Below are 22,299 nucleotides of genomic sequence, written 5' to 3' on the forward strand. Positions count from 1 at the left end.
TGTGTTTTTACAATATATGCCGCATCGCTGTTTTCTGATGCGTAATGGCGCTGAGGGTTTTTTATTTGTCGTGAGGTATTCGAGGGGGTTAATTGTGTTTATTTATAAAGGTCCGAAAGGGTCAACAAGTTTATAAATTCAGATTGTTTCAGTGGCTTTGCCAAATAACCAAGTAATGGCAGTCGTTGTTCATGTGCATTTTTTTTCAAGGTGTCCAGTTCGGTTGAGTCAAGGCTGCTCAGGATGATTGCCTGTCGTATCAGGCCCTGGTGGCTGGCAATACCGATCAAGTCGAGGCCGCAGAGGTCTGGCAGGCATTGATCGCACAGCAGTATTTCGAAGGGGGGCTGCACATGTCTCAACGTTTGTAATGCATTTTCGGCATTATCTACGGCGGTGACTTGAGTAAAACCGTAACTTTCAAGCAGGTATTGGGTTGCTTTCAGCTGAAAAGGATGGTCCTCCACCAGCATGATGCGCAGATCGTAGTTGAACATATAGCTTTCCATGTGGAGGGTCGAACTGCGGTGGGTGTCGGAAACAGCGTTGTCGGTTTAATCCGTACTGTCTTGTTTGCCGTTGCTGGAGCTATATCGGCTGTAAGGCCGCCAATTCTATTGTTCAGGATAGAGTGATTATTTCGTGTGTATACAGAGCAAACGATCAGTTTGCTCTGTATACGATGTAGGGAGATTCTCCCGGTACTACAAAGTGTGGGGAGATCAGCCGTCACGGAATATTTCGGGGCGACCGATCAATGGATTTTTAGTGGTGACTGGAGCGTCCGGTCATTTCCAGTGCCATTTCGCTGGCATAGCTGTCGGTCATTCCGGCGATGAAGTCGATCATGCGTAAAAACGAGTTATGCAAAGGACCGTGCGGGTCGGGTGCATTATTACCCAGCAGATCGAGTATGCGACGATTCTTGAATGAAGCCGTACGACCGCCGTGCTGTTCCAGTGCCGCCCCACAAAAGCCATTCAACAGAATTTCCAGCGTGGTGTAAGCGCCGATTTCATGCAGGGTTTTGCGCTTGTCCTGGAAGATTTTTTTACGCGCCATGTCTTTGGCATTCAGTACGCAACGCTTGGCGGGCCCGTGCATGTGTTCCACCAGATCGCCGTGAAGGGTGCCGGCCAATAGCGCGTCCTGTTGCTCGACGAATGCCCGTGCCGCAGCGTTGGTCAGGTGCTCGATGGCTTTACCGCGAAGAATCGCCAGTTTGCGGCGACGCGAGTCATCGGGGCCGAGTAGGCGGTAGGTTTCCGGCAGATCATCACCCACCAGGCCGAGCAACAGGGACTCCACCTCGGCGTACTCCAGAAGCTCCATCTCCAGGCCATCTTCAAGGTCGATCAAGGCGTAGCAGATGTCGTCGGCGGCTTCCATCAGGTAGACCAGAGGATGTCGAGCCCAGCGCTGCTCCTCGAGTTGAGGCAGGCCGAGTTTCTGGGCGATCTGCTCCAGCAGGGGCAGTTCGCTCTGATAGCAACCGAACTTGTGTTTTTTGTAACCCAGCGAATCGGCATGGCGCGCGGTCCACGGGTATTTCAGATAAGTGCCCAGCGTTGCGTAAGTCAGCCGTGTACCGCCGTCAAACTGGTGGTATTCCAGTTGGGTCAGAACCCGGAAGCCTTGGGCATTGCCTTCGAAGTTGAGGAAATCGTTGCGTTCGACTTCGCTCATGGCGTCCAGCCAGCCTTTGCCCGCGGCTTGCTGGAACCAGTAGCGGATGGCGTCTTCACCCGAGTGGCCGAAGGGTGGGTTGCCAATGTCGTGGGCCAGGCACGCTGACTGCACCACCATGCCCAGATCGCTAGGCTCGCACCAGTCGGGCAGGGCGCTGCGGATGGTTTCACCGACGCGCATGCCCAATGAGCGGCCCACACAACTGACTTCCAGTGAGTGGGTCAGGCGCGTGTGGATATGGTCATTGCTGGACACCGGGTGAACCTGGGTCTTGCGCCCAAGACGGCGGAAGGCGCCGGAGAAAATGACCCGGTCGTGGTCTTTATGGAAAGGGCTGCGACCGAGCTCTTCCGGGCTGTGTAGCGGTTTTCCGAGGCGTTCACGATTAAGCAGGGTATGCCAATCCAAGGCAGGTTCTCCGTCAGGTGACTGATTGGGGGCTGTGGGTCTACGGGTCTTTGCGCGAGGAGCCTTGCAGCACCAGCTTGATCAGCGGCAACAGGCTGGTGCCGAGCTGGACTAACCGAGTGACGCTGCTGATGGCACCGCCCTTGGCGCCCTTGGCGGTGAGAAAGCCAAGCAAGGTTACGGCGGCGATGCCCCAGAGTGGCGCGTGCTTGATGCCCAGACCCTCCTGAAAACTGTGCGTCATTCCCCGTACGCGTTGCAAGGGTTCCAGCATCTGCCGGGACTCGTGGCGCATTTCCTGGCGATGCATTTCCATGCGCAAGCGTATCAATGCCTTGCGCATCTCTTGTCGGGAACTGTTTTTGGGGATTTCAGGCAGGTTCATGGCAGCAAGCGCTCCCTGTCGTTCGCCAGCTCTTGAAGGGTGGCATTGAACGGTGATGTTTCATCGAAGATCGCCGCTTTCAAGCGCATGCCACAAAAGAGTGCCGCGAGCGCATAGAAAACGCACAGGCCGATGATCCCTGCCAGGCGATAAGTGTCCCACAGCAGAATCAACACCAGCGCCGAAAGCCCGATCAACAGCAATAAGGCGAAAACCAGTGCCAGCCCTGCGAACAGCAACAGGCTTACGGTGCGGGCTTTTTGCTCCTGCAATTCGATGCCGAACAACTCTACATGGCTGTGCAGCAACCCGAGAAAAGCGGCACCCAAGCGTCGCGATGAAGACCCCGTACCTGTTTCGGACGAGCCGGATTCATCGATAGCCATATCAGCGCCGCGTCGTCAGCAGGCCAATCAAAAAGCCTACGCCGGCCGCGATGCCAACCGCTTGCCAAGGGTTGGCCTGAACATAGTCTTCGGTGGCGGTGACAGCTTCCTGGCCGCGTTGGCGCAAGGAATCTTCGGTCAGTTTCAGGGTTTCGCGAGCCCGCTGCAGGCTTTCGTGAATCTGGCTACGCAACTCATCGGCTTGATCACCGGCCAGTGTCGCAGTGTGTTCCAGCAACCGTTCGGTGTCGCTGACCAATGTTTGAAAATCTTCCCTGAGGATTTCTTGAGCAGTCTTTTCCGTTTTTCTGGCCATGATGATCTCCATTATTGGTGTGTGAAATGTTCGAGTATGAGCCTTGTTCGAAGGTTCAGTGCTAGGGGCTGTTCTCAAATAGATTCCCCCGCCGCGTTGAGAACCCCCTAATGCCTGGTACAGCTTTTGCTATGTCGTGGTGCGTCAGCCAGTGCTGTTGTACTGAAACTGGGCGTGCTTCGCGAAAACCTTAACCTAAATAATAGAAACTCGCGCAAACACCCGAGCAACGATCGACCTCAATGAGTTTTTTGCGCCAAAACGGTTCGCCGGAATAAGGGTGGATGCCAAGTCTGGTGTCAACTTGGTGCGTAAATTGTCTCGGCGAACCGCTTTGGTGCTTTTGCGACTTTAAGGTCTGCCAACTCCATGGAAAATTTGCAAAGTGCTGTGGACAGCCTGGTCCATAGCTCCAATACGCTGTTCATTCTGATCGGCGCTGTCATGGTTCTGGCCATGCACGCCGGTTTTGCTTTTCTGGAAGTCGGCACGGTTCGGCAAAAAAACCAGGTCAACGCGTTATCGAAGATCCTCAGTGACTTTGCCATTTCAACGCTGGCTTACTTCTTTATAGGCTACTGGATTTCCTACGGTGTCACTTTCATGCAACCGGCCGCGGTAATCAGTGCTGATCACGGCTATGGGCTGGTGAAGTTTTTCTTCCTGCTGACCTTTGCTGCGGCCATTCCGGCCATCATTTCCGGGGGGATTGCCGAGCGCGCACGATTTGTTCCGCAGTTGTGTGCGACGGCGTTGATCGTGGCGTTCATTTATCCGTTTTTTGAAGGTGTGGTCTGGAACGGAAACTTCGGTCTGCAGGCCTGGTTGTTGGCACGCTTCGGTGCCGGCTTCCATGATTTCGCAGGTTCTGTGGTAGTGCATGCCATGGGGGGTTGGCTGGCGTTGGCGGCGGTATTGCTGCTCGGTCCGCGCAATGGTCGGTATCGCGACGGGCGCCTGGTGGCGTTTGCGCCGTCGAGTATTCCGTTTCTGGCATTGGGTTCGTGGATTCTCATCGTCGGCTGGTTTGGCTTTAACGTGATGAGCGCGCAAACCCTGCAAGGCGTCAGCGGTCTGGTGGCCGTCAACTCGTTGATGGCGATGGTCGGCGGCACGGTAGCCGCGTTGATTGTCGGTCGTAACGACCCAGGGTTCCTGCACAACGGTCCATTGGCCGGGCTGGTGGCAATCTGCGCTGGCTCCGACCTGATGCATCCGGTTGGTGCACTGGTGACCGGAGCCATTGCCGGTGCCTTGTTTGTCTGGTGTTTCATTGCGGCGCAAAGCCAATGGAAGATCGACGATGTGCTCGGCGTTTGGCCGTTGCATGGTCTTTGTGGTGTTTGGGGCGGGATTGCCTGCGGGATTTTTGGTCAGAGTGCCTTGGGCGGGCTCGGTGGCGTCAGCCTGATCAGCCAGTTGATAGGCACTGCACTCGGGGTAGCCATAGCACTGATCGGAGGCTTTGCGGTGTATGGCACGATCAAGCTGTTGCACGGGCTGCGGTTAAGCCAGGAAGAGGAGTATTACGGGGCGGATCTGTCGATCCACAAGATCGGTGCAGTCAGCCAGGATTGATTGTCTTCAGCTAATTGGCCGGGCTCGCGCAGGATATTTTCCGGTTCTGCGCGAGCAACGCGACCACGCTTCATTACCCCGCCAACAGCCGTGCTTCACAGGCCTCGATGGCAGACAAGGTGCCTGACATCAACACCCGATCGCCCGCCAGCAAGCAGGTGACGCCCTCAACTGCCAAATCAGCGCCATTGCGCTGAATGGCTTGAACGTCCACCCCCAATGCTTCAAGTGCCAGCTCATTCAAGGGCCGGCCGCATGCATGGGCATCCATTGTCAGGTTGACGGCATACATCAATACTTTCGGCTGCCCACGACTGTCCAACAGGTTGCTTTGCGCTCCGTGATAGAAACCGTGCAGCAGGCGATAGCGCCCATGTCGCACTTCGTCGACACGCTCCTGGACCTGCGGATGGGGCAAACCCAGCATGAGCAACGCGTGGGAAGCGAGCATCAGACTCGATTCCAGCAGTTCCGGGACAACCTCATTGGCTCCGGCCGCCTTCAGTTCGGCCAACTGACTGTCGTCACGGGTTCGAACCAGTATCGGGACCTGAGCGTTTAGCTGCCGTGCTGCCTTGAGTACGGTCATGGCTATATCGGTTTTGTCCACTGCGATCACCAACAGTCGTGCGCGTTCAAGACCTACGGCACCCAGCAGTTCCACGCGACGGGAATCGCCATAGTGCACGCAGCTTTCACCCGCTGCGGCTTGATGAACGCGAACCGGGTCATCGTCCAGCGCAACGAAGGGCTGACCTTCGCGACGCAGAAAACGCCCTATGGACTGACCCACCCGACCGTAGCCGCAAATCACTACATGCCCGTGCAGCTCGGCGTTCAATGCCGCGACCTGATCGAGTTGCGCTTCCTTATCGGGTTTGCGATGCAAGCGTGCGGCAATGCCCGGTGCTGCGCGCAGCAACAGTGGTGTCAGCAGCATCGAGCAAAACGTCGCGGCCAGTAACAGACCGCTGAGTTCGGCCGGTATCAGTTTGTTCTGTTGCATCTGTGCCATCAGCGCAAAGCAGAATTCACCGCCTTGCGCCAATGCCAGGCCGCTGCGCCAGGCAGTTTCGCCGTTGCTGCCGCGCCATTTGACCAGCGCCGCGACAATGCTGCCCTTGATCAGCAGTAACCCCAATGTCAGGCCGAGAATCAACAGGCCATGGCTGGCGAACAGCTGCAGATCGATCAGCATGCCGATACTGACGAAAAACAACCCGAGCAGAATGTCGCGGAACGGGCGAATATCGGCTTCGATCTGATGCCGGTAATGGCTTTCGCCCAGCAACATGCCGGCAAGGAAGGCACCGAGGGCGGGGGAGAGTCCGAGCAGATGTGTCAGCCAGGCAGTCAGCAAGACGATGACCAGGGCCAGCAGGACGAACAGTTCGGCGGAGCGCGAGGTGGCGACTTCGTGGAACAGTCGCGGCAGTAACCAGCGACTGGTCAGCAACAGGCCGACAAACGACAGCACGGTTTTGCCCAGTGTTATCGGCAGCGCCCAGTACCAGCTTTGATCACTGCTACCGGCGAACACCGGGACCAGCGTCAGTAACAACACCGCAACTACATCCTGAAACAACAGCACGCCTATCGCATTCTGGCCGTGACGACTGAAGATCTCGCCGAGGCTGCTCAGCTCTTTGCTGACAATTGCCGTGGACGAAAGCCCCAGACCGGCGCCAAGCAACATGGCCGGAGGGGCGGGCATGCCGAGTAACATCAGCAAGCCGCCCAGCAGCACCCCCGAGCACAGCACTTGCAGGCTGCCGAGACCAAATACCACGCGCCGCAGCGCAAGCATTTTCGACAGGGAAAACTCCAGCCCCAGGGAGAACAGCAGAAACACCACGCCCAACTCGGCAAGGTCTGGTAGATCCTGGTTGTCATTCACCCAGCCGAATGCGCCGGGCCCAACCAGCAGTCCCACGCACAGGTAGCCCAGCACGGGAGGCAGCTGAAGACGCCGAAACAGCGCAATCACCACCAATGACGAGGCGAGGATGATCAACAAATTGACAAACACAACACTCTCCGTTTCGGTGCCGGGACGTACCCAGCGTAGAGGCAAAAAAAGCCGCGAGCATTGCGCAGTTGGAGCCGACGTCGAATGATTTGCATCAGGGTTATACCAGATAGCTAAAATTGGCTGTCGTCACGGAGGGCGTTGCTCGACGACTTTTCATCCCGGGCCTAGAATAGTCACCCAATCCTCGTTGGTCTGTTTGTCATGACTCCTGAATGCCAGTTGTTCAGCACCCTTGGTTGCCATCTCTGTGAACTCGCAGAAGCAGAGCTGATGCCGCTGGTCGAGCATGGGCTGCTGGTGGAACTGGTCGACATTGCCGACAGTGAAGCGTTGTTCGAAGCCTACGGTTTACGCATTCCGGTGCTGCGCCGTGTTGATACAGGGGCTGAGCTGGGCTGGCCCTTCGACGCCGAACAGGTCGTGGCATTCCTGCGCTAAACCCCTTCTTGTTTTCAGCGACGGCCGTTCCGCCTGTCGCGCTCCTCAGGTAATGCGTTGGCGTAACCCCGAGTATTCGTTTACTGTATGTGCATACAGTTATTCGCGTCAGAGGGAAGTGCATGGTCAATGTCGAACAATTGAAAGCCAGCGTGAATCGCATGTCGGCTGATGTGGTCCAAGAGGCAGTGCTGGAGTTGCGCCTGGATGGCCTGGTTACGGAAGGGAAAACGCCATTCAACAAATTGCACTTCAATACGTGCTTCGCTGAAATCGAAGCCTTGTTTCAGCGTGCGGGTTACCACCGTCAACTGGATGTCGTGGGTTATCAGGGGTTGTTGTATGCGCTTTATGATCCCGGCCGTTGGGAGGCTGTCGATGTATTGCGCTGGCTGAAGGAGTTTACCGAAGCGGCGGCGCAGCGAGTGTCGCTGACCGCGTGATAGTCATGAGGGAGACCCGCACGGAATCTGTCCTAGGATCGCTCGGGTCCTTGTTGGATAATGCCCACCTGCATTAGGGCCAGAGCTTTCGTATGTCCACCTCATCTTTTTCCGCCGCACAGAACCAGGCCAGCACGCTGTACCTGCCGCCTGGCGCCTGGTTGACCGTTCTCGATTGTCTGTGCGAGCACTTCAGCGCCATAGGTCGTGAACAATGGCTGGACAGGATTGCCCGTGGCCGTGTCCTGGATGGCCACGGACATGCGATTGCCGTCGATCTGCCTTACAAGGAAGGGCTGCGGATTCACTATTTTCGGGAAGTCCCCGACGAAAAGACAATCCCGGTGCTCGAGACGATTCTGTATGCCGACGAGCATCTGGTGGTCGCGGACAAACCACACTTTCTGCCGGTTACCCCAGCAGGCGAGTACGTCGAGCAGACGTTGCTGCGGCGTTTGATCCGTCGCCTGGATAACCCGCACCTGGTGCCATTGCACCGCATAGACCGACACACGGCTGGGCTGGTGCTGTTTTCGGCCAACCCCCAGAGTCGCTCGGCTTATCAGTCATTGTTTCCGACTCGACAGATCGAAAAGCGCTACGAGGCAATTGCCCGTGCCTTGCCTGAGTTGTCGTTTCCACGGGTGCACAAAAGCCGTTTGGTTGATGGCGAACCCTTCTTTCGCATGCAAGAAGGTCCGGGGGCGAGCAATACCGAGACAGCGATTGAAGTCGTAGAAAAAAATGCCGATCTCTGGCGTTATGCGTTGTATCCGGTGACTGGCAAAAAGCACCAGTTAAGGGTCCACATGACGGCGTTGGGGGCGAGTATCTGCAATGACCCGTTTTATCCCGACGCATTGAAAGACGTTGAGGATGATTACGCCAATCCGTTGAAGTTGCTGGCCAAAGGGCTGCGCTTTATCGATCCGGTGACCGGGCTGGAACGAAGTTTTGAAAGCGAGATCACCCTGCAGTGGTGAGTGCCCTGCGGTGGTGATTGCACAGCTCAAACGCGGTGCTCAGTGAGTGACTTGGCCTGTGCAAGGCCTGCTTTTGCCAGAAACGATAAAGCCCGCACACTGGCGCAATGCTGTTCACTTAAGGAAGTCTGGAGGCCTGAGAAGTATCTGTGGTGAGGGAGCTTGCTCCCGCTGGACTGCGTAGCAGGCCCAATTCAGGGCCGCTTCGCGCCCCAGCGGGAGCAAGCTCCCTCGCCACAACTGCGGTTGTGCCTGAAACATCGGCTTAAGTGAACAGCATTGCGCACACTGGCGGGCTTTATCTGTACCAGGCTGTCGCCGTGAGGCTTACAGGTCTTTAACGGTACGAATCTGATCTTTGTTGATGCGGGTTTGCTTGCCATCCAGTTGCTCGAATTCGTAAAAGCCCGACTTGGAATCGAAGTGGGGGGTGTCGACCGACTGGATCTCGCGACCGTCATTCAAGGTGATCACCGCGGGCGATGAGCAACCGGCGAGGGTAGCGAGGCCCAGTGCGAGCATGAGAGTGGCGAGGGTCCGATGAGTCATGTGATTTCTCCGAATATGAATTCTTTTGAGTACTGGGCTGAGACGTATGCCTGGCGTGCAAGTTCCTTGGTTGGCCTCATTCTGGCACGTTGCTGTGCAGGCTTAACAGTTCAGGTGTATTCAGGTTGGCCAGGCGTCGATCGTTTTCGGGGCATTGCAGTGCGATGGCACCCAGGTTGCGCATGATGCGTCCGGGGCTGCGTTCACCCTCGTTCCAGGCGTTTTCAAACTCGCCTGCCAGCGCTACAGGGATAATGCACAGCAACGGTTCCCAATGTTCGCCCTGGCGTAGCATCAAGGGTTTGTCCGGCTGTTGGCAGGCGGCTTCTCGCATGGCCGTGAGCAGTTGGGCGTCAATGCGCGGCACGTCGCAGGGCAGTACCATCAGATGGGGATGTCGCGCGACCGCCAACCCGGCGCGAATCCCGGCCAAGGGGCCCGGGAAGTCGCTATTGTCGTCATGCACCAACTGGTCGGCATAAAGCGCGTATTTTTCCATATTGCGGTTGCAGGAAATGATCAGGTCATCGCTCAAGCCTCGAGTCAGGTGATGCAGATGAGCAATCAGAGGCAGGCCTTGCCACACCAGCAGCCCCTTGTCCTGACCGCCCATGCGCTGACCACGTCCTCCCGCCAGAAGCAGGATGGAGCAGGGCGGCAACTGGAAGTTCGAGGTCATGCTGCATCTCCATCGGTGCGCTGAAAAAATGAGGCGCTGTGATATAACACCGGGCTGTTTCTCCTACAACTGGACGAGCCTATGAAAGCCAAGGCTGATGTACCTTTCGCCCCGCTGAACATTGCGGTGCTGACTGTCAGTGATACCCGCACGCTGGAAACCGATACCTCGGGACAGGTCTTCGTTGACCGCCTCAGTGCTGCCGGGCATAACCTGGCCGCGCGTATTCTGCTTAAAGATGACCTCTACAAAATTCGTGCGCAAGTCGCGACCTGGATCGCTGACGACGTCGTGCAAGTGGTGCTGATTACGGGCGGTACGGGTTTTACCGGTCGTGACAGTACACCGGAAGCTGTCAGTTGCCTGCTGGATAAGCAGGTCGACGGATTTGGCGAGCTGTTTCGGCAGATCTCGGTTGCGGACATCGGCACCTCGACGGTGCAATCGCGTGCATTGGCAGGGTTGGCCAATGGCACGCTGGTCTGCTGTCTGCCGGGTTCTACCAATGCGGTGCGAACCGGTTGGGACGGGATTCTCGCGGAGCAACTGGATTCGCGGCATCGTCCGTGTAACTTCGTCGCTCACTTGAAACAGGCGGCACCCTGTGAATCCCGTGGGTAAGCCGGGCAAGACCGGCAGCTTGATGCCCGTCGAAGTGGCGCTGGCACGCTTGCTGGAAATGGCTGAGGCGTCGCCAATCCTCGAGCGTGAACGATTGCCGTTGGCCGCGATCCAGGGCCGCGTTCTTGCCGAGGACCTGGTATCGACCCTTGATCTGCCGCCATGGCCCAACAGCGCCATGGATGGTTATGCCTTGCGCCTGGCCGATTGGACTGGCGAGCCACTGGTGGTCAGCCAGAAGATTTTTGCCGGGCAAGCCCCGGAGCCATTGGCCCCCGGTACATGTGCACGGATATTCACCGGTGCCCCGGTGCCAGTGGGTGCAGACTGCGTAGAAATGCAGGAAAACGCCGAGGTCCAGGCGGACCAACGGGTACGTTTTACCGAGCCGATGCGCGCAGGGCAAAACATTCGCCCACAAGGTCAGGAAACCACGGTGGGTGAACAGGTATTGACCGCCGGTACGCGCCTGGGTCCCATCGAGCAAGGTTTGGCAGCGTCACTGGGGTGTGCAGAACTAGAAGTCGTGCGCAAGGTACGGGTTGCGGTGCTGTCCACCGGAGACGAGTTGGTCGAGCCTGGGCAAGCCCTCGGTCCGGGTCAGATCTATAACAGCAATCGGGTATTGCTGTGCAGTTGGTTGCAGCGTTTAGGCTGCGAAGTGATCGATGCGGGGATTCTGCCGGACGATTTGCAGGCCACTCGCAATCGGCTCGCCGAACTGGGGGATGTCGACCTGATCCTGTCTACGGGCGGTGTATCGGTAGGCGAGGCGGATTTCCTGGGTATTGCGCTGCGCGAAGAGGGCGAACTGGCCTTGTGGAAATTGGCCATCAAGCCGGGGAAACCACTGACGTTCGGGCATTTTCGAGGCGTGCCGGTGATTGGGTTGCCTGGCAATCCTGCGTCGACACTGGTGACCTTCGCCTTGTTGGCACGCCCTTATCTGTTACGCCGCCAAGGCGTGAGAGAGGTTCGGCCTTTGCAGTTTCAGGTTCCGGCAGGATTCGTCTGGTCCAAGGCCGGCAATCGCCGTGAATACCTGCGCGGTCGTCTGGAGCATGGGCGGGCAATTATCTACAAGAATCAGAGCTCGGGTGTTTTGCGCAGTGCTGCCTGGGCGGAAGGGCTGGTTGAAGTGCTGGAAGATCGCACGTTGGTCGAGGGTGATTGGGTGAACTTCATCCCCCTGAGTGAAGTGCTGGGCTAGGTCTTTGCGCACTACAGCCTCGCCAGCACCAGGCCCGGTATGGATCACGTCGGGCCTGGTGTTTCGTGGTGCAGGTTATGCGTTAAGTAGCGTCACGAGTTGATCGAAGCGGCTGTTGGCAATCCAGCCGAGCAGGCTGATGATCACCGCCGCAGCGCCTGCCGAGTAGGCAAGCCTGTGCTTGATGGACTTGACGTTGTTTCGGACCTCTTCCATATCTCTGCGGATGTACTTGAGGTGGGTCTCCAGCTCTACAACGCGCGGTTCCATGTTGTTCACTCCAGGTGTGTTGACGGTGCAATTGCATTCAATCGGGTGAGCGGGGTGGCCGGTGTTTGGAGGCGCATCCCGGTTCGCTGGAAATCGTAAGTCATGGCTTTGCATTAAGTGCATGGCTCCCTGCCTGATAGACCCTGGTCATATTGCGTGCACATCCTTGTGGATTTTTTGCTGTTGCCTGATAACTGCAGTCACAAGGTGTACCAATGCCAAATGACCGTCAATTGGGCATATTCATCATGACTTGTAAGAAAAAAGTCGACATGTAGGACGCTTCTGAATGCCTGAGGGATAGGCACTGCAGGGCGTTGCATCTGGCCTAATCGTCGAGACTGATGATTTGCTCGCGCACGGCAAACAGTACCAGGCCCGCGACATCGAAGATCTGCAAGCGCTTCATGATCTGAGAGCGATGGGTTTCCACCGTTTTGATGCTCAGGCCCAAACCATTGGCAATCTCGCGAGTGGATTTGCCACGCACGATCAAGCGCAGAATCTCTAGCTGGCGAGCCGTCAGATTATGGGTGTCGACGGGTTCTGGCCGGCTTTTCTGGGCACGCACCAGCGCCTGGTTGATCACGGTGTGAGCGATGGCCGGGCTCAGGTAGCGTTCGTTGTTGCGCAAGGCTTCGAGCGCGTGTTCCAGCTCCGTGGCGGTGGTGTCCTTGAGCAGATAGCCGTGAGCGCCTGACTCCAGGGCTTGCATGATCAGCGTCGGGTCGGTGTGCATCGACAGGATCAGCACTTTGCTTTGTGGGCGTACGGCCTTGAGTCTTTGCAGAGCCTCGAGCCCACCGGTTTCCTTCATGGATATATCCAGCAGGATGATGTCGGGGCTTAGCTTCTCGACCATTTCGAGCAGTTGCGCACCATCATTGGCTTCACCAATGACGGCGTAACCGGGAATGTCCAGAACCAGCGCACGCACGCCGGCTCTGATCAGCGAGTGGTCATCCACCAGAAGCAAGTTACAAGTCAATGTTGAACCTTATTCGTACTGGCTCGTTCGAGCGCGCGGGGCGCCCAGGGGAAAAGTGCTTCGATCTGCGTACCCTTGCCGGGCTCGCTGATGACGCTCAAGGTGCCGCCCAGTTGTTCGACCCGCTCCGACATGCCGGCCATTCCGCGTTGCCCTTCACGACCAGGATGGGTGGCTGGAGAAAAGCCCAGTCCGTCATCGCTGATAAACAGCGCCAGTCCTTGGGGCAGACGTTGCAGGCGAATCAGCAGGTTTTTGGCTTGGGCATGACGCAGCATATTGGTGACGGCTTCCTGAGAAATCCGAAACGCCGCCACCGCCATTTCTTCCGGAATACCGGTCAGGCGCTGCTGGCATTCAAGGCTCCAGTTCACGGCAGTATTGGCCAGCATTTTGAGCAGATGTGCACGCAAACTGGCTTCAAGGCCAAGGCTGGTGAGTTGTCTTGGATTGAGAATGGCCGAGACATCACGAACTTTGGTCAGGGTTTCTTCCAGCGTGTCGCAGAGCAGGGTGCAATGGCTTTGCAGTTCTTCGGGCTGACGTCGCTTGAGCCATTCACTTTGCAGCTTTGCCGCCGTCAGCAATTGGCCGATGTCGTCGTGGAGTTCACGGCTGAGCCGATGGCGTTCGTTTTCCTGTACTTCCAGCAAACGATCGGCCAGTTCCTGAGGCTGGAACCTGATCGATTTTCGCGAACTGCAATACTGCACCCAGACGCTGGTGGCTGCCGCGAGATTCAATATCAGCAGTGCGACTGGAAATTGGCTGGACAGGCAGTAAACCAGCAGGCTGCCCACCGCAGAGCACAGGCACAGCAGCAGTGTGAATCGGCGAACGCTTTTTCGGGAGGGTGGCCAAGAGGCGACTGACTTGAGGCTGGCGTACATAGCGGATGGAGCCAATGAATGTTCGCTGCGGGCAGACCGGTCACGATGGCTGACGGGTCTCTGTGTGGAAAATGCTGGTAATTGAATAGTGAGCTTCAAGTTAGCGCAGTCTGATTGTCAAAATCGAGTGTTGCACTGTACAAGGGGGTAGGCTCCGCCTGAAGTCAGAGTGCCATAGCGCAGAACCAACTAATTGGGCCGCATAATACCACTTAACATACCGTTGGTCGCGTTCGCTATATATGTCCAAAGGGTCAGGAATTTAGCCGTTGCTGGACATATGCTCCACGTTGGCGGTCATGGGCTGGTGACTGAGCGTCCAGCATGACTCATTACGTCACTAATCAGTTTGCAGCGCTCTGGACGGGTAGCTCAGGAGGTCGGAAGTCGGCAACTAATGCTTGGGTTATTAATTTGATTCTGACGTTAAAAGATATGAAGTATTCAATTGCGACGCGAAAGCGTTGTTGCTGGAAGTGTTAAAAATTATCAAACGATGCCATGCATTATCTGATGCAACTCAGGCATGCCTTGCCGAAAGCGGAACGCATGCGAATGGCTTGGTGGGTAATGCCAGGCGCGTCGGGGCACGGCCAATTTCCATCGCGAAGGCTTCGATCAACGATAGCTGTTCGGCGTCATCGAGGCTGAGTTGGCCGGTAGTCAGGTCGACCAGTTCAAGTTGCCAGGCCATCAATGTGAAGCACTCTTTCAAGGCACACAGTGCCTGGTCGTTCAGGTCGATTTGATTGCGTGCACCGTTGAGCAAGGCGTGAATGCACATCGAGAACTCGGATACCGCCCGCAGTGCCAATGCATCGGCCCGGTTGGCCAGGGTGAACAGTGTGTTCAGCATGCAATCGATGGCGTCCTGATCATTGTTGATCAGTTGCAGGTGGCTCAGGCATTCCTCGGATTTGGCCAGCAGGGTTTCTGCCTCGATCAAGAATTCGGGCAGTCGCTGATTCCGGTTTTTACGATCGTTCAGCATGCTTTTCTCCACGACATCAAGTCAGGTGATGCAATCAGCCGTATGGCGAACGGGCGTAAGGTACTGCCGGACCACGACCGGAATCTGTAGGGCAGTTCTGATTTTTTGCTGTTGACGATGAACGGTCTGTTTGCGTTCGACGCGAATGCCCCGATGGAGCGAGCCTGATTGACAGCGTAACGAGGTGCCGAACCCATTAGCCGTGAGGCATAAGGTGCGTAACCCGGCGGGCTGAAAAAAGAGCTCGGCAACGGTACTTCGATCACAGACAAAAGCCTGACTCCATTCATGCAGTGAGAATGGCGTCACATTAATGGCTATTGGATATCGCGAATATCAGGCTGATCCCGATTGCGGCTAGGGGATTCCCTGATGTCACGGAACTTGACACGCAAAGACGGGTCGCGCGCAGGGTTGTGCAGTGGATGAAATAGCCGCTTCAGTAGAGCATGATGTTAATGTGACATCAATTCCTTTGCGTGGCATTTTGTTTGCGGGTCAAGATTGCGTGAGATCCGCCGATAACTTTCTTTAGTGAATTCATCAGAAAAGCCCAGGAGTCATCAATGGCCGGCATTCTCGACACAGTAGATCAACGCACACAGCTGGTGGGTGAGAATCGCCTGGAAATTCTCATGTTTCGCCTGGCCGGTCGGCAGTTATTTGCAATCAACGTCTTCAAGGTGCAGGAAGTCCTGCAATTGCCAAAGCTGACCTTGATGCCGCAGCGTCACCCGTTTGTCTGTGGTGTGGTCAATCTGCGTGGCCAGACATTGCCGGTGATCGACCTGTCCCAGGCCATCGGCATGCGACCGCTGGTGCCGGGGCCCAACAGCACCATCATCGTGACCGAGTACAACCGCTCGGTGCAGGCCTTCCTGGTCGGTGGCGTCGATCGCATCGTCAACATGAACTGGGAAGCTATTCTGCCGCCGCCAACCAGTGCCGGGCGCCAGCATTACCTGACGGCCATCAGCAAGGTCGATGACCAACTGGTGGAGATCATCGACGTCGAAAAAGTACTCGCCGAGATCGTGCCTTACAACGCCAAGGTTTCGCGTGACAAGCTCGAAGACCCGGTGCTGGAGCGCGCCCGCGGTCGTGAAGTGCTGCTGGTGGACGACTCCAATGTTGCCCTGTCCCAGTTGCGCGATACCCTGGGTCAGCTCGGGGTGAAAATGCACATCGCCAGTGACGGTCTGAAGGCGCTGAACATGCTCAAGGCCTGGGCCGATACGGGTGTGGTCATGACCGACAAATTGCTGATGATCTTCACCGACGCGGAAATGCCCGAGATGGACGGTTACCGCCTGACTACCGAGATTCGCAACGATCCACGCTTGCGCGGCCTGTACGTCGTCCTGCATACCTCGCTGTCCGGCAGCTTCAACGACTCGATGGTGAAGAAGGTCGGTTGTGACAACTTCCTCTCGAAATTCCAGCCAGACAAACTGGTCGACGTGGTGCGCCAGCGCCTGATGCTCGACGCAGTCCCGGCCTGACGGAACGTCACGGGCAGGCAGGATATCTGCCCGTGATGTGCTTCTTTGATTCATCAGCCGGCTCGTATATCGTGGCGCTTTTGCCCACCAGGGAGCTGGCCATGTTGCGTCTGAGCGCGCTTTACCGTTATCCACTCAAGTCCGGCAAGGGCGAAATCCTGCAACAGGCCAGCCTGGACAAACTGGGGCTGGAGGGGGATCGACGCTGGATGCTGGTGGACGAGGCCAGTGGACGTTTCCTGACACAGCGTGTGGAATCGGGAATGAGCCAGTTGTCGGCGTTGTGGAATACTTCCGGCGGCCTGACGCTCAGTGCACCCGGTCGCTCGTCGATCGATATTGCCTTGCCTGCCAGCGACGCTGAACTGCGTGGGGTGACCATCTGGCGCGATACCTTGCGAGTTCCCGATGCGGGGGAGGCTGCCGGCGCCTGGGTCAGTGAATTCATTGGCAAACCTACCCGATTGGTGCAGGTGCCCGAGGCGCTGGCCCGTACCACTCAGGCCGGCTACGGCAAGGAGGACGATAAAGTCGCCTTTGCCGACGGTTTTCCGCTGTTGTTGATTGGTCAGGCGTCGCTTGAGGACTTGTCGCAACGGGTCGGCCGTCCACTGGAGATGCTGCGTTTTCGACCGAATCTGGTGATCGAGGGCAGCGAGGCATTTGCCGAGGACGGCTGGAAGCGCATTCGCATTGGCGATGTCGAGTTTCGTGTGGTCAAGCCGTGTTCACGCTGCATTCTCACCACCATCGACCCGCAAACCGGTGAGCGCAGTGACGACCGTGAACCCTTGGCGACGCTGCAGAAATACCGTGCGCAAGAGGATGGCGCGATGTTTGGCCAGAACCTGGTCAACGACGGCAATGGCCGGCTCGAAGTCGGCATGCCGGTAGAGATTCTCGAATGAGGCTGTAATGCTGGAATGAAAAATGCCCGTGTCTTTCGACACGGGCATTTTTTTATCGCGGTGAAACGCTTAGCCGCGGTATTCGCACAGGTAAGCGGTGTCGACGGCGACTTTCAGCTGGAACTTGCTGTTGGCCGGTACGTTGAACTGGCTGCCGGCGGCGAAGGTTTCCCAGTCGCTGCTGTCAGGCAGTTTGACGGTCAGGGCTCCGGAAACCACGTGCATGATCTCACGCTGGCTGGTGCCGAATTCGTATTCGCCCGGTGCCATGACGCCAATGGTGGCCGGACCTTCAGCGGTGCCGAAGGCAATCGACTTGACGGTGCCGTCGAAGTACTCGTTGACTTTAAACATGGGCGATTCCTCGAAATGGGCTAAAAAGGCCGGCCAGTATGCACAAGGCCTTTTCGTCCGTCACCTGTTGCCCTCAAGGATCAGGCCGGAAGAATCAGCGGTAACAACCGCGCAGTATTACGTGCATCTTCCAGCGCCCGGTGCTGTTGACCGGTAAATTGCATACCCGCCAATTGCAGAGCGCCATTGAGCCCCAACGGCCGCTCCAGTCGACGGGCCTTGGCAAAGCGTTGCTTCAGGTTCATGTGGGGGACTCGGCTGAGGGCACTATCGAGTTGCAGGCTTCGCCATTCCTGAAGCAGTTGTTGTCGGTCGTAATCGCCCCAGCTGGCCCAACCTTCAAGGCGCGTATGATGCTGGCCGAGCCAGCGCTCGAACAGCGGCCAGACCTCGGTCAGTGGCTGGGCAGCGTCGATATTGGCTTGGGTTATGTGGGTCAGTTCGCGACAGAAAGGGGTCAGCAGCGGTCGTCGCAGGGGCCGAACGAATCGCTGGAAGTAGTCCAGTTCGCGGCCTGCGCGATTGACCAGGGTGGCGCCGATTTCGATGATTTCCATCTCGGTTACTGGCCAGCCACCGTCATCGGTGGTCGCTTCGAGATCAATTACCAGCCAATGAGGCATCGCAGGTTTCCTGGTGTCCGCGTCCTGATGAGGCTGAGCGTAGCCAAATGCGATGGATCCGCCTAGCGGCTTATTCAACCTCCAACAAAATCTGACGATTTTTTACCTGATCGCCGGGGCTGACCTGCAGCCGTTTGATCACACCGTCGATGCCAGCCTTGAGCGGGTGCTCCATTTTCATTGCCTCCAGCACCAGCAACAGCTGCCCCTTGGTCACCGATGAGCCTTCACTGACCAGTACGTCGACAATCGCACCATCCATCGGGGCTTTCAGCGTGCCGGTGCTGGTGCCGACCTGGCTGCTGACGGGCGCCAATGTCTGGTCTTGCAGCAGCAAGCTGCCGGGGCGAGTGAACAACCACAGTTGTCCGGCGGCCAGTTGATAGGCGTAGCGGCGGCGAATGCCGTTGATTTCCAGGTTGGCCGAGCGGGCGTTGATATCGAGCAGTTTCAGTTGCAGCGTTTCCCCGGCCACCTGAATGACCAGTTGCCCGTCGGGCAGGGCCGTCACCTCGGTTGACCAGCGATCGCCGTTGAGGCCGATCTGTTGCAACAGCGGCGCGTTGGCGTTGTTGCGCCAACCGGCAAGTCCTGGCGGATGAGCGCCAGCGGACTGCTGATAGAACAGCGCCGTGGCGATAGCCAGCTCTTCGGCCGTGGGCGCGTGCGAGTGAAGGCTTGGGTGATCGGCGAAGTGTTGCGCGATGAACCCGGTATTGAAGTCCCCGGCGATGAACTGTGGATGCTCCAGCAAACCGGCGAGCAGACGCTGATTGGTTTGCAAGCCCAGCAAGGCACTGTCCTGGACTGCCCGCAGTAACTTGCGCCGAGCCTCCTCGCGGGTGGCGCCGTAAGCGATGATTTTGCCAAGCAACGGGTCGTAAAACGGGCTGACCTGCTGACCCTCAAGCAAGCCGTGGTCAATGCGCACCCCGTCCGCGAGGGCCGGTTCCCAACGCATAATGCGCCCGGTCTGGGGCAGGAAATCCTGCGCCGGATCTTCGGCGTAAAGACGCACCTCCATCGCGTGGCCCTTGAGTTCGACCTGTTCCTGGCGCAACGGCAGCGGTAACCCAGCGGCGACATCCAGTTGCCAGGCCACCAGGTCCAGGCCGGTAATCATCTCGGTCACCGGGTGCTCGACCTGCAAGCGGGTGTTCATCTCCAGAAAGTAAAACTGCCCCCGCGCATCGAGCAAGAACTCCACGGTGCCGGCGCCGACGTAATTCACCGCGCGTCCGGCCTTCAGCGCAGCCTCGCCCATGGCGTCGCGCAATTCGGCTGTCATCACCGGACACGGCGCTTCTTCGATGACTTTTTGATGGCGACGCTGGATCGAGCAGTCGCGCTCGCCGAGGTAGATCAGGTTGCCATGCTGGTCACCGAACAGTTGAATCTCGACATGACGCGGTTCGATCAGCGCTTGTTCGAGAATCAACTCGTCGCTGCCGAATGCGTGCAGGGCTTCGGAGCGTGCGGTACGGATCTGCGCAAGCAATTCATCCGCAGTGTGCACCAGGCGCATGCCGCGCCCACCGCCTCCGGCGCTGGCCTTGATCATCAGCGGATAGCCGATGCGTTCGGCTTCGCGGCTGAGGGTAGCGTCATCCTGCTCCGCTCCTTGGTAACCGCCGATGCACGGCACGCCAGCGGCGAGCATGGCGATTTTCGACAGGCGTTTGCTGCCCATCAGTTCGATGGCCGCAGGATCCGGACCGATAAAGGTGATGCCGGCCTGGGCGCATGCCGTGGCGAATTCAGCGTTTTCCGAGAGGAAGCCGTAGCCGGGATGGATCGCGTCCGCGCCGCTGCGCAATGCAGCGTCGATGATCGCTGCACTGTTCAGGTAGGACTGGGCAACAGCAGCGGGGCCGATGTTGACCGCTTCATCGGCCATGCGCACATGCAGAGCGTCGGCGTCGGCATCGCTGAACACCGCCACCGTGCGATAGCCCAACGCCTGGGCGGTACGCTGGATGCGGCAGGCTATTTCACCGCGGTTGGCGATGAGGATTTTGCGAAGGGTGGGCATTTGTGGGTTCCCTTGGGGTAGGCGGTATGTGAGGGCCTCATCGCGAGCAAGCTTTGCTCCTACGGCGCCCAACCCGGTTTGCGCTTTTGTACGAAGGCCATCGTCCCTTCGACACCTTCCGCCCCGGTCACGGCTTCACTGAACCAATCGGCTGCCTGGTCGAGCAACGGTCCCATGGACTGTTCGGTGCTGGCCAGCAACAAGACCTTGGTCGCGGCATTGGCGCCAGGCGCGCAGCACAGCACATGCGCGAGCACCGCATCCAGACGTTCGGCCAAGGCTTGGGCATCGTGTTCGACAAAATGCACCAGCCCCAGACGCCGCGCTTCATGCCCGTCAAAACGCGCGGCGGTCAGCGCCAGGCGTCGTGCCTGTGTTAGGCCGATACGCTGGACCACGAACGGTGCGATTTGCGCCGGCAGCAGGCCGAGGCTGGTTTCCGGCAAGCCGAACTGGGCGTTGTGATCGGTCAGTGCAATGTCGCTGACACACACCAGACCGAAGCCGCCGCCGAGCACCGCGCCTTGCAACACCGTGATCAGCACTTGCGGCGCGTGCTGGGCTTCTTCGAGCAGGGCGCCAAACGCGCGGTTCAATTCGCGGTAGGCCTGCTGACCTTGAGCGCGGGCATTGGCCATGTCTTTCAAATCACCGCCGGCAGAAAAATGCCCGCCGGCACCGCCGAGCACTATCGCGCGGATGTCCCGGTCATCGCGCACCGCCGCGAGTACCGCGCGCAATTCGGCGACCATCTGCAAGCTCATGGCGTTGCGGCAGTCTGGCCGGTTCAAGGTGAGGTGCAGAACGCCGTTGTGCAGTTCCAGCAGCAGGGTCTGGCAAACGGGCAAGGTGGTCATTTTTTCTTCCCGGGCAGGATGCCCATCAATTTGCAGATGATCCCCAGCATGATCTCGTCGGCGCCGCCGCCAATCGACACCAGCCGTACATCGCGGTAGGCGCGGGCCACCGGGTTGTCCCACATATAGCCCATGCCGCCCCAGTATTGCAGGCAACTGTCGCTGACTTCCCGGCCCAGCCGCCCGGCCTTGAGTTTGGCCATGGACGCCAGGCGCGTGACGTCCTGGCCTTTGACGTATTGCTCGGTGGCCTGGTAGACCAGCGCGCGCAGGCATTCGATTTCAGTTGCAAGCTCGGCGAGGCGGAAGTGAATCACCTGGTTGTCGATCAGCGCAGTGCCAAAGGTCTTGCGCTCCTTGCAATACTCGATGGTGCTGTCGATGCAATATTCCAGGCCCTTGATCATGTTCGCCGCACCGAACAGGCGTTCTTCCTGGAACTGCAGCATTTGCATCATGAAGCCTGCGCCTTCATGGCCGATGCGGTTGCGTTGCGGCACGCGCACATTGTCGAAAAATACCTGGGCGGTTTCCGAACTGCGCATGCCGAGTTTGTCCAGAGGCGAACTGAGGCTGATGCCGGGGCTGTTCATCGGCACCATGATCAACGACTTGTTGATGTGCGCCTTGTCGTCCGAGGTGTTGGCCAGCAGACAGATGAAGTCGGCGCTTGGGGAGTTGGTGATCCACATTTTGCTGCCGTTGATCACGTAGTCGCCGCCGTCCTTGCGCGCGGTGGTTTTCAGCCCGGCGACGTCAGAGCCGGCACTGACTTCCGAGACGCCGATGCAGCCGACCTGTTCACCAGTAATCGCCGGGCGGAGGAATTCTTCACGCAGCTCATCGGAGCCAAAACGGGCGAGGGCCGGGGTGCACATATCGGTCTGCACGCCAATCGACATCGGAATCCCGCCGCAATGAATGGTCCCGAACTCTTCAGCGGCGACAATCGAATAGCTGTAGTCCAGGCCCATGCCACCGAATTTTTCCGGTTTGGAAATCCCCAACAGACCGAGCGCACCGGCCTTGCGGAAAATCTCGTGGATCGGAAAGCGCCCGGCCTTTTCCCACTCATCGACGTACGGGTTGATTTCACGGTCGACAAAATGACGGACAGTACGGCGCAGTTCTTCGTGTTCCTGGGTGAAGATCATTTTTATTGTTCTC

General features: G+C 57.8%; 25 protein-coding genes. 8 read left to right on the forward strand and 17 right to left on the reverse strand.

Annotation, left to right across the window (positions count from 1 at the left end; translation table 11 throughout):
* Positions 1–98 precede the first annotated feature (98 nt).
* The 5 genes from AO353_RS19195 to AO353_RS19215 all read right to left on the reverse strand — a co-directional run bounded on the left by AO353_RS19195 (position 99) and on the right by AO353_RS19215 (position 3,184).
* On the reverse strand, positions 99–497 hold the full coding sequence (locus tag AO353_RS19195; RefSeq protein ID WP_054596369.1) for a response regulator: 399 nt from the start codon (positions 495–497) through the stop codon (positions 99–101).
* A gap of 268 nt (positions 498–765) precedes the next feature.
* Positions 766–2,097, reverse strand: a complete 1,332-nt coding sequence (locus AO353_RS19200) for a deoxyguanosinetriphosphate triphosphohydrolase (protein ID WP_054596370.1) — start codon at positions 2,095–2,097, stop codon at positions 766–768.
* A gap of 40 nt (positions 2,098–2,137) precedes the next feature.
* Positions 2,138–2,482 carry a hypothetical protein gene (locus tag AO353_RS19205; protein WP_054596371.1) on the reverse strand — a complete coding sequence of 115 codons (345 nt, stop codon included), beginning with the start codon at positions 2,480–2,482 and terminating at the stop codon, positions 2,138–2,140.
* Positions 2,479–2,868 (reverse strand): phage holin family protein, encoded by a 390-nt coding sequence (locus AO353_RS19210; RefSeq protein ID WP_054596372.1) that lies wholly within the window; start codon positions 2,866–2,868, stop codon positions 2,479–2,481. The genes AO353_RS19205 and AO353_RS19210 overlap by 4 nt, the downstream gene beginning before the upstream one ends.
* 1 nt (position 2,869) lies before the next feature.
* Positions 2,870–3,184, reverse strand: coding sequence for a DUF883 family protein (locus AO353_RS19215; protein ID WP_054596373.1), 315 nt, complete (start codon positions 3,182–3,184; stop codon positions 2,870–2,872).
* A 369-nt stretch (positions 3,185–3,553) separates the two neighbouring features.
* On the opposite strand from AO353_RS19215, the gene AO353_RS19220 reads away from it, so the two are divergent.
* Positions 3,554–4,762: an ammonium transporter gene (locus AO353_RS19220; protein ID WP_054596374.1), complete on the forward strand. Its 1,209-nt coding sequence runs from the start codon at positions 3,554–3,556 to the stop codon at positions 4,760–4,762.
* Positions 4,763–4,835: 73 nt separating this feature from the next.
* Here AO353_RS19220 and AO353_RS19225 read toward each other — a convergent pair whose 3' ends face one another.
* Positions 4,836–6,791, reverse strand: a complete 1,956-nt coding sequence (locus AO353_RS19225) for a monovalent cation:proton antiporter family protein (protein ID WP_054596375.1) — start codon at positions 6,789–6,791, stop codon at positions 4,836–4,838.
* 204 nt (positions 6,792–6,995) lie between these two features.
* Here AO353_RS19225 and AO353_RS19230 point away from each other — a divergent pair, with 204 nt between their 5' ends.
* From AO353_RS19230 to AO353_RS19240, 3 genes are all read left to right on the forward strand, one after another.
* Complete coding sequence (locus AO353_RS19230; RefSeq protein ID WP_054596376.1) at positions 6,996–7,232, forward strand: glutaredoxin family protein; 237 nt, start codon at positions 6,996–6,998, stop codon at positions 7,230–7,232.
* 122 nt (positions 7,233–7,354) lie between these two features.
* Complete coding sequence (locus tag AO353_RS19235; RefSeq protein WP_054596377.1) at positions 7,355–7,675, forward strand: hypothetical protein; 321 nt, start codon at positions 7,355–7,357, stop codon at positions 7,673–7,675.
* Between the two features lie 92 nt (positions 7,676–7,767).
* A complete protein-coding gene (locus AO353_RS19240; protein WP_054596378.1) occupies positions 7,768–8,658 on the forward strand; it encodes a pseudouridine synthase in 891 nt (296 codons plus the stop codon).
* Positions 8,659–8,985: 327 nt separating this feature from the next.
* On the opposite strand, the gene AO353_RS19245 is transcribed toward AO353_RS19240, so the two are convergent.
* Both AO353_RS19245 and mobA read right to left on the reverse strand, forming a co-directional pair.
* The gene (locus AO353_RS19245) at positions 8,986–9,207 is read right to left on the reverse strand and encodes a YgdI/YgdR family lipoprotein (RefSeq protein WP_054596379.1); all 222 of its coding nucleotides are present in this window, start codon (positions 9,205–9,207) and stop codon (positions 8,986–8,988) included.
* Between the two features lie 76 nt (positions 9,208–9,283).
* Positions 9,284–9,886, reverse strand: a complete 603-nt coding sequence (mobA, locus tag AO353_RS19250) for a molybdenum cofactor guanylyltransferase MobA (RefSeq protein ID WP_054596380.1) — start codon at positions 9,884–9,886, stop codon at positions 9,284–9,286.
* 81 nt (positions 9,887–9,967) lie between these two features.
* Here mobA and moaB point away from each other — a divergent pair, with 81 nt between their 5' ends.
* Both moaB and glp read left to right on the forward strand, forming a co-directional pair.
* Entirely contained in the window at positions 9,968–10,507 is a 540-nt protein-coding gene (gene moaB, locus AO353_RS19255) for a molybdenum cofactor biosynthesis protein B (RefSeq protein WP_054596381.1), read from the forward strand.
* A gap of 22 nt (positions 10,508–10,529) precedes the next feature.
* Positions 10,530–11,717: a gephyrin-like molybdotransferase Glp gene (glp, locus tag AO353_RS19260; RefSeq protein ID WP_162491288.1), complete on the forward strand. Its 1,188-nt coding sequence runs from the start codon at positions 10,530–10,532 to the stop codon at positions 11,715–11,717.
* Positions 11,718–11,792: 75 nt separating this feature from the next.
* Here the strand turns inward: glp and AO353_RS31605 are convergent, their stop codons facing one another.
* The 4 genes from AO353_RS31605 to AO353_RS19280 form a co-directional block, all read right to left on the reverse strand.
* Entirely contained in the window at positions 11,793–12,101 is a 309-nt protein-coding gene (locus AO353_RS31605) for a hypothetical protein (protein ID WP_237142903.1), read from the reverse strand.
* Positions 12,102–12,315: 214 nt separating this feature from the next.
* A complete protein-coding gene (locus AO353_RS19270; RefSeq protein WP_054596384.1) occupies positions 12,316–12,975 on the reverse strand; it encodes a response regulator transcription factor in 660 nt (219 codons plus the stop codon).
* A complete protein-coding gene (locus AO353_RS19275; protein WP_054596385.1) occupies positions 12,972–13,865 on the reverse strand; it encodes a sensor histidine kinase in 894 nt (297 codons plus the stop codon). Before AO353_RS19275 ends, AO353_RS19270 begins: the two co-directional genes overlap by 4 nt.
* A 520-nt stretch (positions 13,866–14,385) precedes the next feature.
* Entirely contained in the window at positions 14,386–14,856 is a 471-nt protein-coding gene (locus tag AO353_RS19280) for a hypothetical protein (RefSeq protein ID WP_054596386.1), read from the reverse strand.
* Between the two features lie 566 nt (positions 14,857–15,422).
* Between AO353_RS19280 and AO353_RS19285 the strand changes: the two genes are divergently transcribed.
* Together AO353_RS19285 and AO353_RS19290 are read left to right on the forward strand one after the other, a co-directional pair.
* The gene (locus tag AO353_RS19285; RefSeq protein WP_054596387.1) at positions 15,423–16,358 is read left to right on the forward strand and encodes a chemotaxis protein CheV; all 936 of its coding nucleotides are present in this window, start codon (positions 15,423–15,425) and stop codon (positions 16,356–16,358) included.
* A 101-nt stretch (positions 16,359–16,459) separates the two neighbouring features.
* Positions 16,460–17,266 (forward strand): MOSC domain-containing protein, encoded by an 807-nt coding sequence (locus tag AO353_RS19290; RefSeq protein ID WP_054596388.1) that lies wholly within the window; start codon positions 16,460–16,462, stop codon positions 17,264–17,266.
* 69 nt (positions 17,267–17,335) lie between these two features.
* Here the strand turns inward: AO353_RS19290 and AO353_RS19295 are convergent, their stop codons facing one another.
* From AO353_RS19295 to atuD, 5 genes are all read right to left on the reverse strand, one after another.
* Positions 17,336–17,620 carry a pyrimidine/purine nucleoside phosphorylase gene (locus AO353_RS19295; protein ID WP_007940055.1) on the reverse strand — a complete coding sequence of 95 codons (285 nt, stop codon included), beginning with the start codon at positions 17,618–17,620 and terminating at the stop codon, positions 17,336–17,338.
* Between the two features lie 80 nt (positions 17,621–17,700).
* Positions 17,701–18,243, reverse strand: coding sequence for an exonuclease domain-containing protein (locus tag AO353_RS19300; RefSeq protein WP_054596389.1), 543 nt, complete (start codon positions 18,241–18,243; stop codon positions 17,701–17,703).
* A 70-nt stretch (positions 18,244–18,313) separates the two neighbouring features.
* Positions 18,314–20,275 carry an acetyl-CoA carboxylase biotin carboxylase subunit gene (locus tag AO353_RS19305; RefSeq protein WP_054596390.1) on the reverse strand — a complete coding sequence of 654 codons (1,962 nt, stop codon included), beginning with the start codon at positions 20,273–20,275 and terminating at the stop codon, positions 18,314–18,316.
* 59 nt (positions 20,276–20,334) lie between these two features.
* Complete coding sequence (locus AO353_RS19310) at positions 20,335–21,132, reverse strand: enoyl-CoA hydratase/isomerase family protein (protein WP_054596391.1); 798 nt, start codon at positions 21,130–21,132, stop codon at positions 20,335–20,337.
* The gene (gene atuD / locus AO353_RS19315; RefSeq protein WP_054596392.1) at positions 21,129–22,286 is read right to left on the reverse strand and encodes a citronellyl-CoA dehydrogenase; all 1,158 of its coding nucleotides are present in this window, start codon (positions 22,284–22,286) and stop codon (positions 21,129–21,131) included. Before atuD ends, AO353_RS19310 begins: the two co-directional genes overlap by 4 nt.
* Between the last annotated feature and the right edge of the window lie 13 nt (positions 22,287–22,299).

The organism is Pseudomonas fluorescens (genome assembly GCF_001307155.1).
Classification (GTDB): domain Bacteria; phylum Pseudomonadota; class Gammaproteobacteria; order Pseudomonadales; family Pseudomonadaceae; genus Aquipseudomonas; species Aquipseudomonas helvetica.

What these genes read in the sequence shown, in the direction of transcription:
- AO353_RS31605 (WP_237142903.1), bottom strand. Translation starts at nt 12,101, where the DNA reads ATGCAAAGCCATGACTTACGATTTCCAGCGAACCGGGATGCGCCTCCA.
- atuD (WP_054596392.1), bottom strand. Translation starts at nt 22,286, where the DNA reads ATGATCTTCACCCAGGAACACGAAGAACTGCGCCGTACTGTCCGTCAT.
- AO353_RS19215 (WP_054596373.1), bottom strand. Translation starts at nt 3,184, where the DNA reads ATGGCCAGAAAAACGGAAAAGACTGCTCAAGAAATCCTCAGGGAAGAT.
- AO353_RS19230 (WP_054596376.1), top strand. Translation starts at nt 6,996, where the DNA reads ATGACTCCTGAATGCCAGTTGTTCAGCACCCTTGGTTGCCATCTCTGT.
- AO353_RS19275 (WP_054596385.1), bottom strand. Translation starts at nt 13,865, where the DNA reads ATGTACGCCAGCCTCAAGTCAGTCGCCTCTTGGCCACCCTCCCGAAAA.
- AO353_RS19235 (WP_054596377.1), top strand. Translation starts at nt 7,355, where the DNA reads ATGGTCAATGTCGAACAATTGAAAGCCAGCGTGAATCGCATGTCGGCT.
- AO353_RS19285 (WP_054596387.1), top strand. Translation starts at nt 15,423, where the DNA reads ATGGCCGGCATTCTCGACACAGTAGATCAACGCACACAGCTGGTGGGT.
- AO353_RS19240 (WP_054596378.1), top strand. Translation starts at nt 7,768, where the DNA reads ATGTCCACCTCATCTTTTTCCGCCGCACAGAACCAGGCCAGCACGCTG.
- AO353_RS19220 (WP_054596374.1), top strand. Translation starts at nt 3,554, where the DNA reads ATGGAAAATTTGCAAAGTGCTGTGGACAGCCTGGTCCATAGCTCCAAT.
- AO353_RS19210 (WP_054596372.1), bottom strand. Translation starts at nt 2,868, where the DNA reads ATGGCTATCGATGAATCCGGCTCGTCCGAAACAGGTACGGGGTCTTCA.
- AO353_RS19295 (WP_007940055.1), bottom strand. Translation starts at nt 17,620, where the DNA reads ATGTTTAAAGTCAACGAGTACTTCGACGGCACCGTCAAGTCGATTGCC.
- AO353_RS19305 (WP_054596390.1), bottom strand. Translation starts at nt 20,275, where the DNA reads ATGCCCACCCTTCGCAAAATCCTCATCGCCAACCGCGGTGAAATAGCC.
- AO353_RS19245 (WP_054596379.1), bottom strand. Translation starts at nt 9,207, where the DNA reads ATGACTCATCGGACCCTCGCCACTCTCATGCTCGCACTGGGCCTCGCT.
- moaB (WP_054596381.1), top strand. Translation starts at nt 9,968, where the DNA reads ATGAAAGCCAAGGCTGATGTACCTTTCGCCCCGCTGAACATTGCGGTG.
- AO353_RS19310 (WP_054596391.1), bottom strand. Translation starts at nt 21,132, where the DNA reads ATGACCACCTTGCCCGTTTGCCAGACCCTGCTGCTGGAACTGCACAAC.
- AO353_RS19205 (WP_054596371.1), bottom strand. Translation starts at nt 2,482, where the DNA reads ATGAACCTGCCTGAAATCCCCAAAAACAGTTCCCGACAAGAGATGCGC.
- AO353_RS19280 (WP_054596386.1), bottom strand. Translation starts at nt 14,856, where the DNA reads ATGCTGAACGATCGTAAAAACCGGAATCAGCGACTGCCCGAATTCTTG.
- AO353_RS19300 (WP_054596389.1), bottom strand. Translation starts at nt 18,243, where the DNA reads ATGCCTCATTGGCTGGTAATTGATCTCGAAGCGACCACCGATGACGGT.
- AO353_RS19290 (WP_054596388.1), top strand. Translation starts at nt 16,460, where the DNA reads ATGTTGCGTCTGAGCGCGCTTTACCGTTATCCACTCAAGTCCGGCAAG.
- AO353_RS19195 (WP_054596369.1), bottom strand. Translation starts at nt 497, where the DNA reads ATGTTCAACTACGATCTGCGCATCATGCTGGTGGAGGACCATCCTTTT.
- glp (WP_162491288.1), top strand. Translation starts at nt 10,530, where the DNA reads ATGCCCGTCGAAGTGGCGCTGGCACGCTTGCTGGAAATGGCTGAGGCG.
- mobA (WP_054596380.1), bottom strand. Translation starts at nt 9,886, where the DNA reads ATGACCTCGAACTTCCAGTTGCCGCCCTGCTCCATCCTGCTTCTGGCG.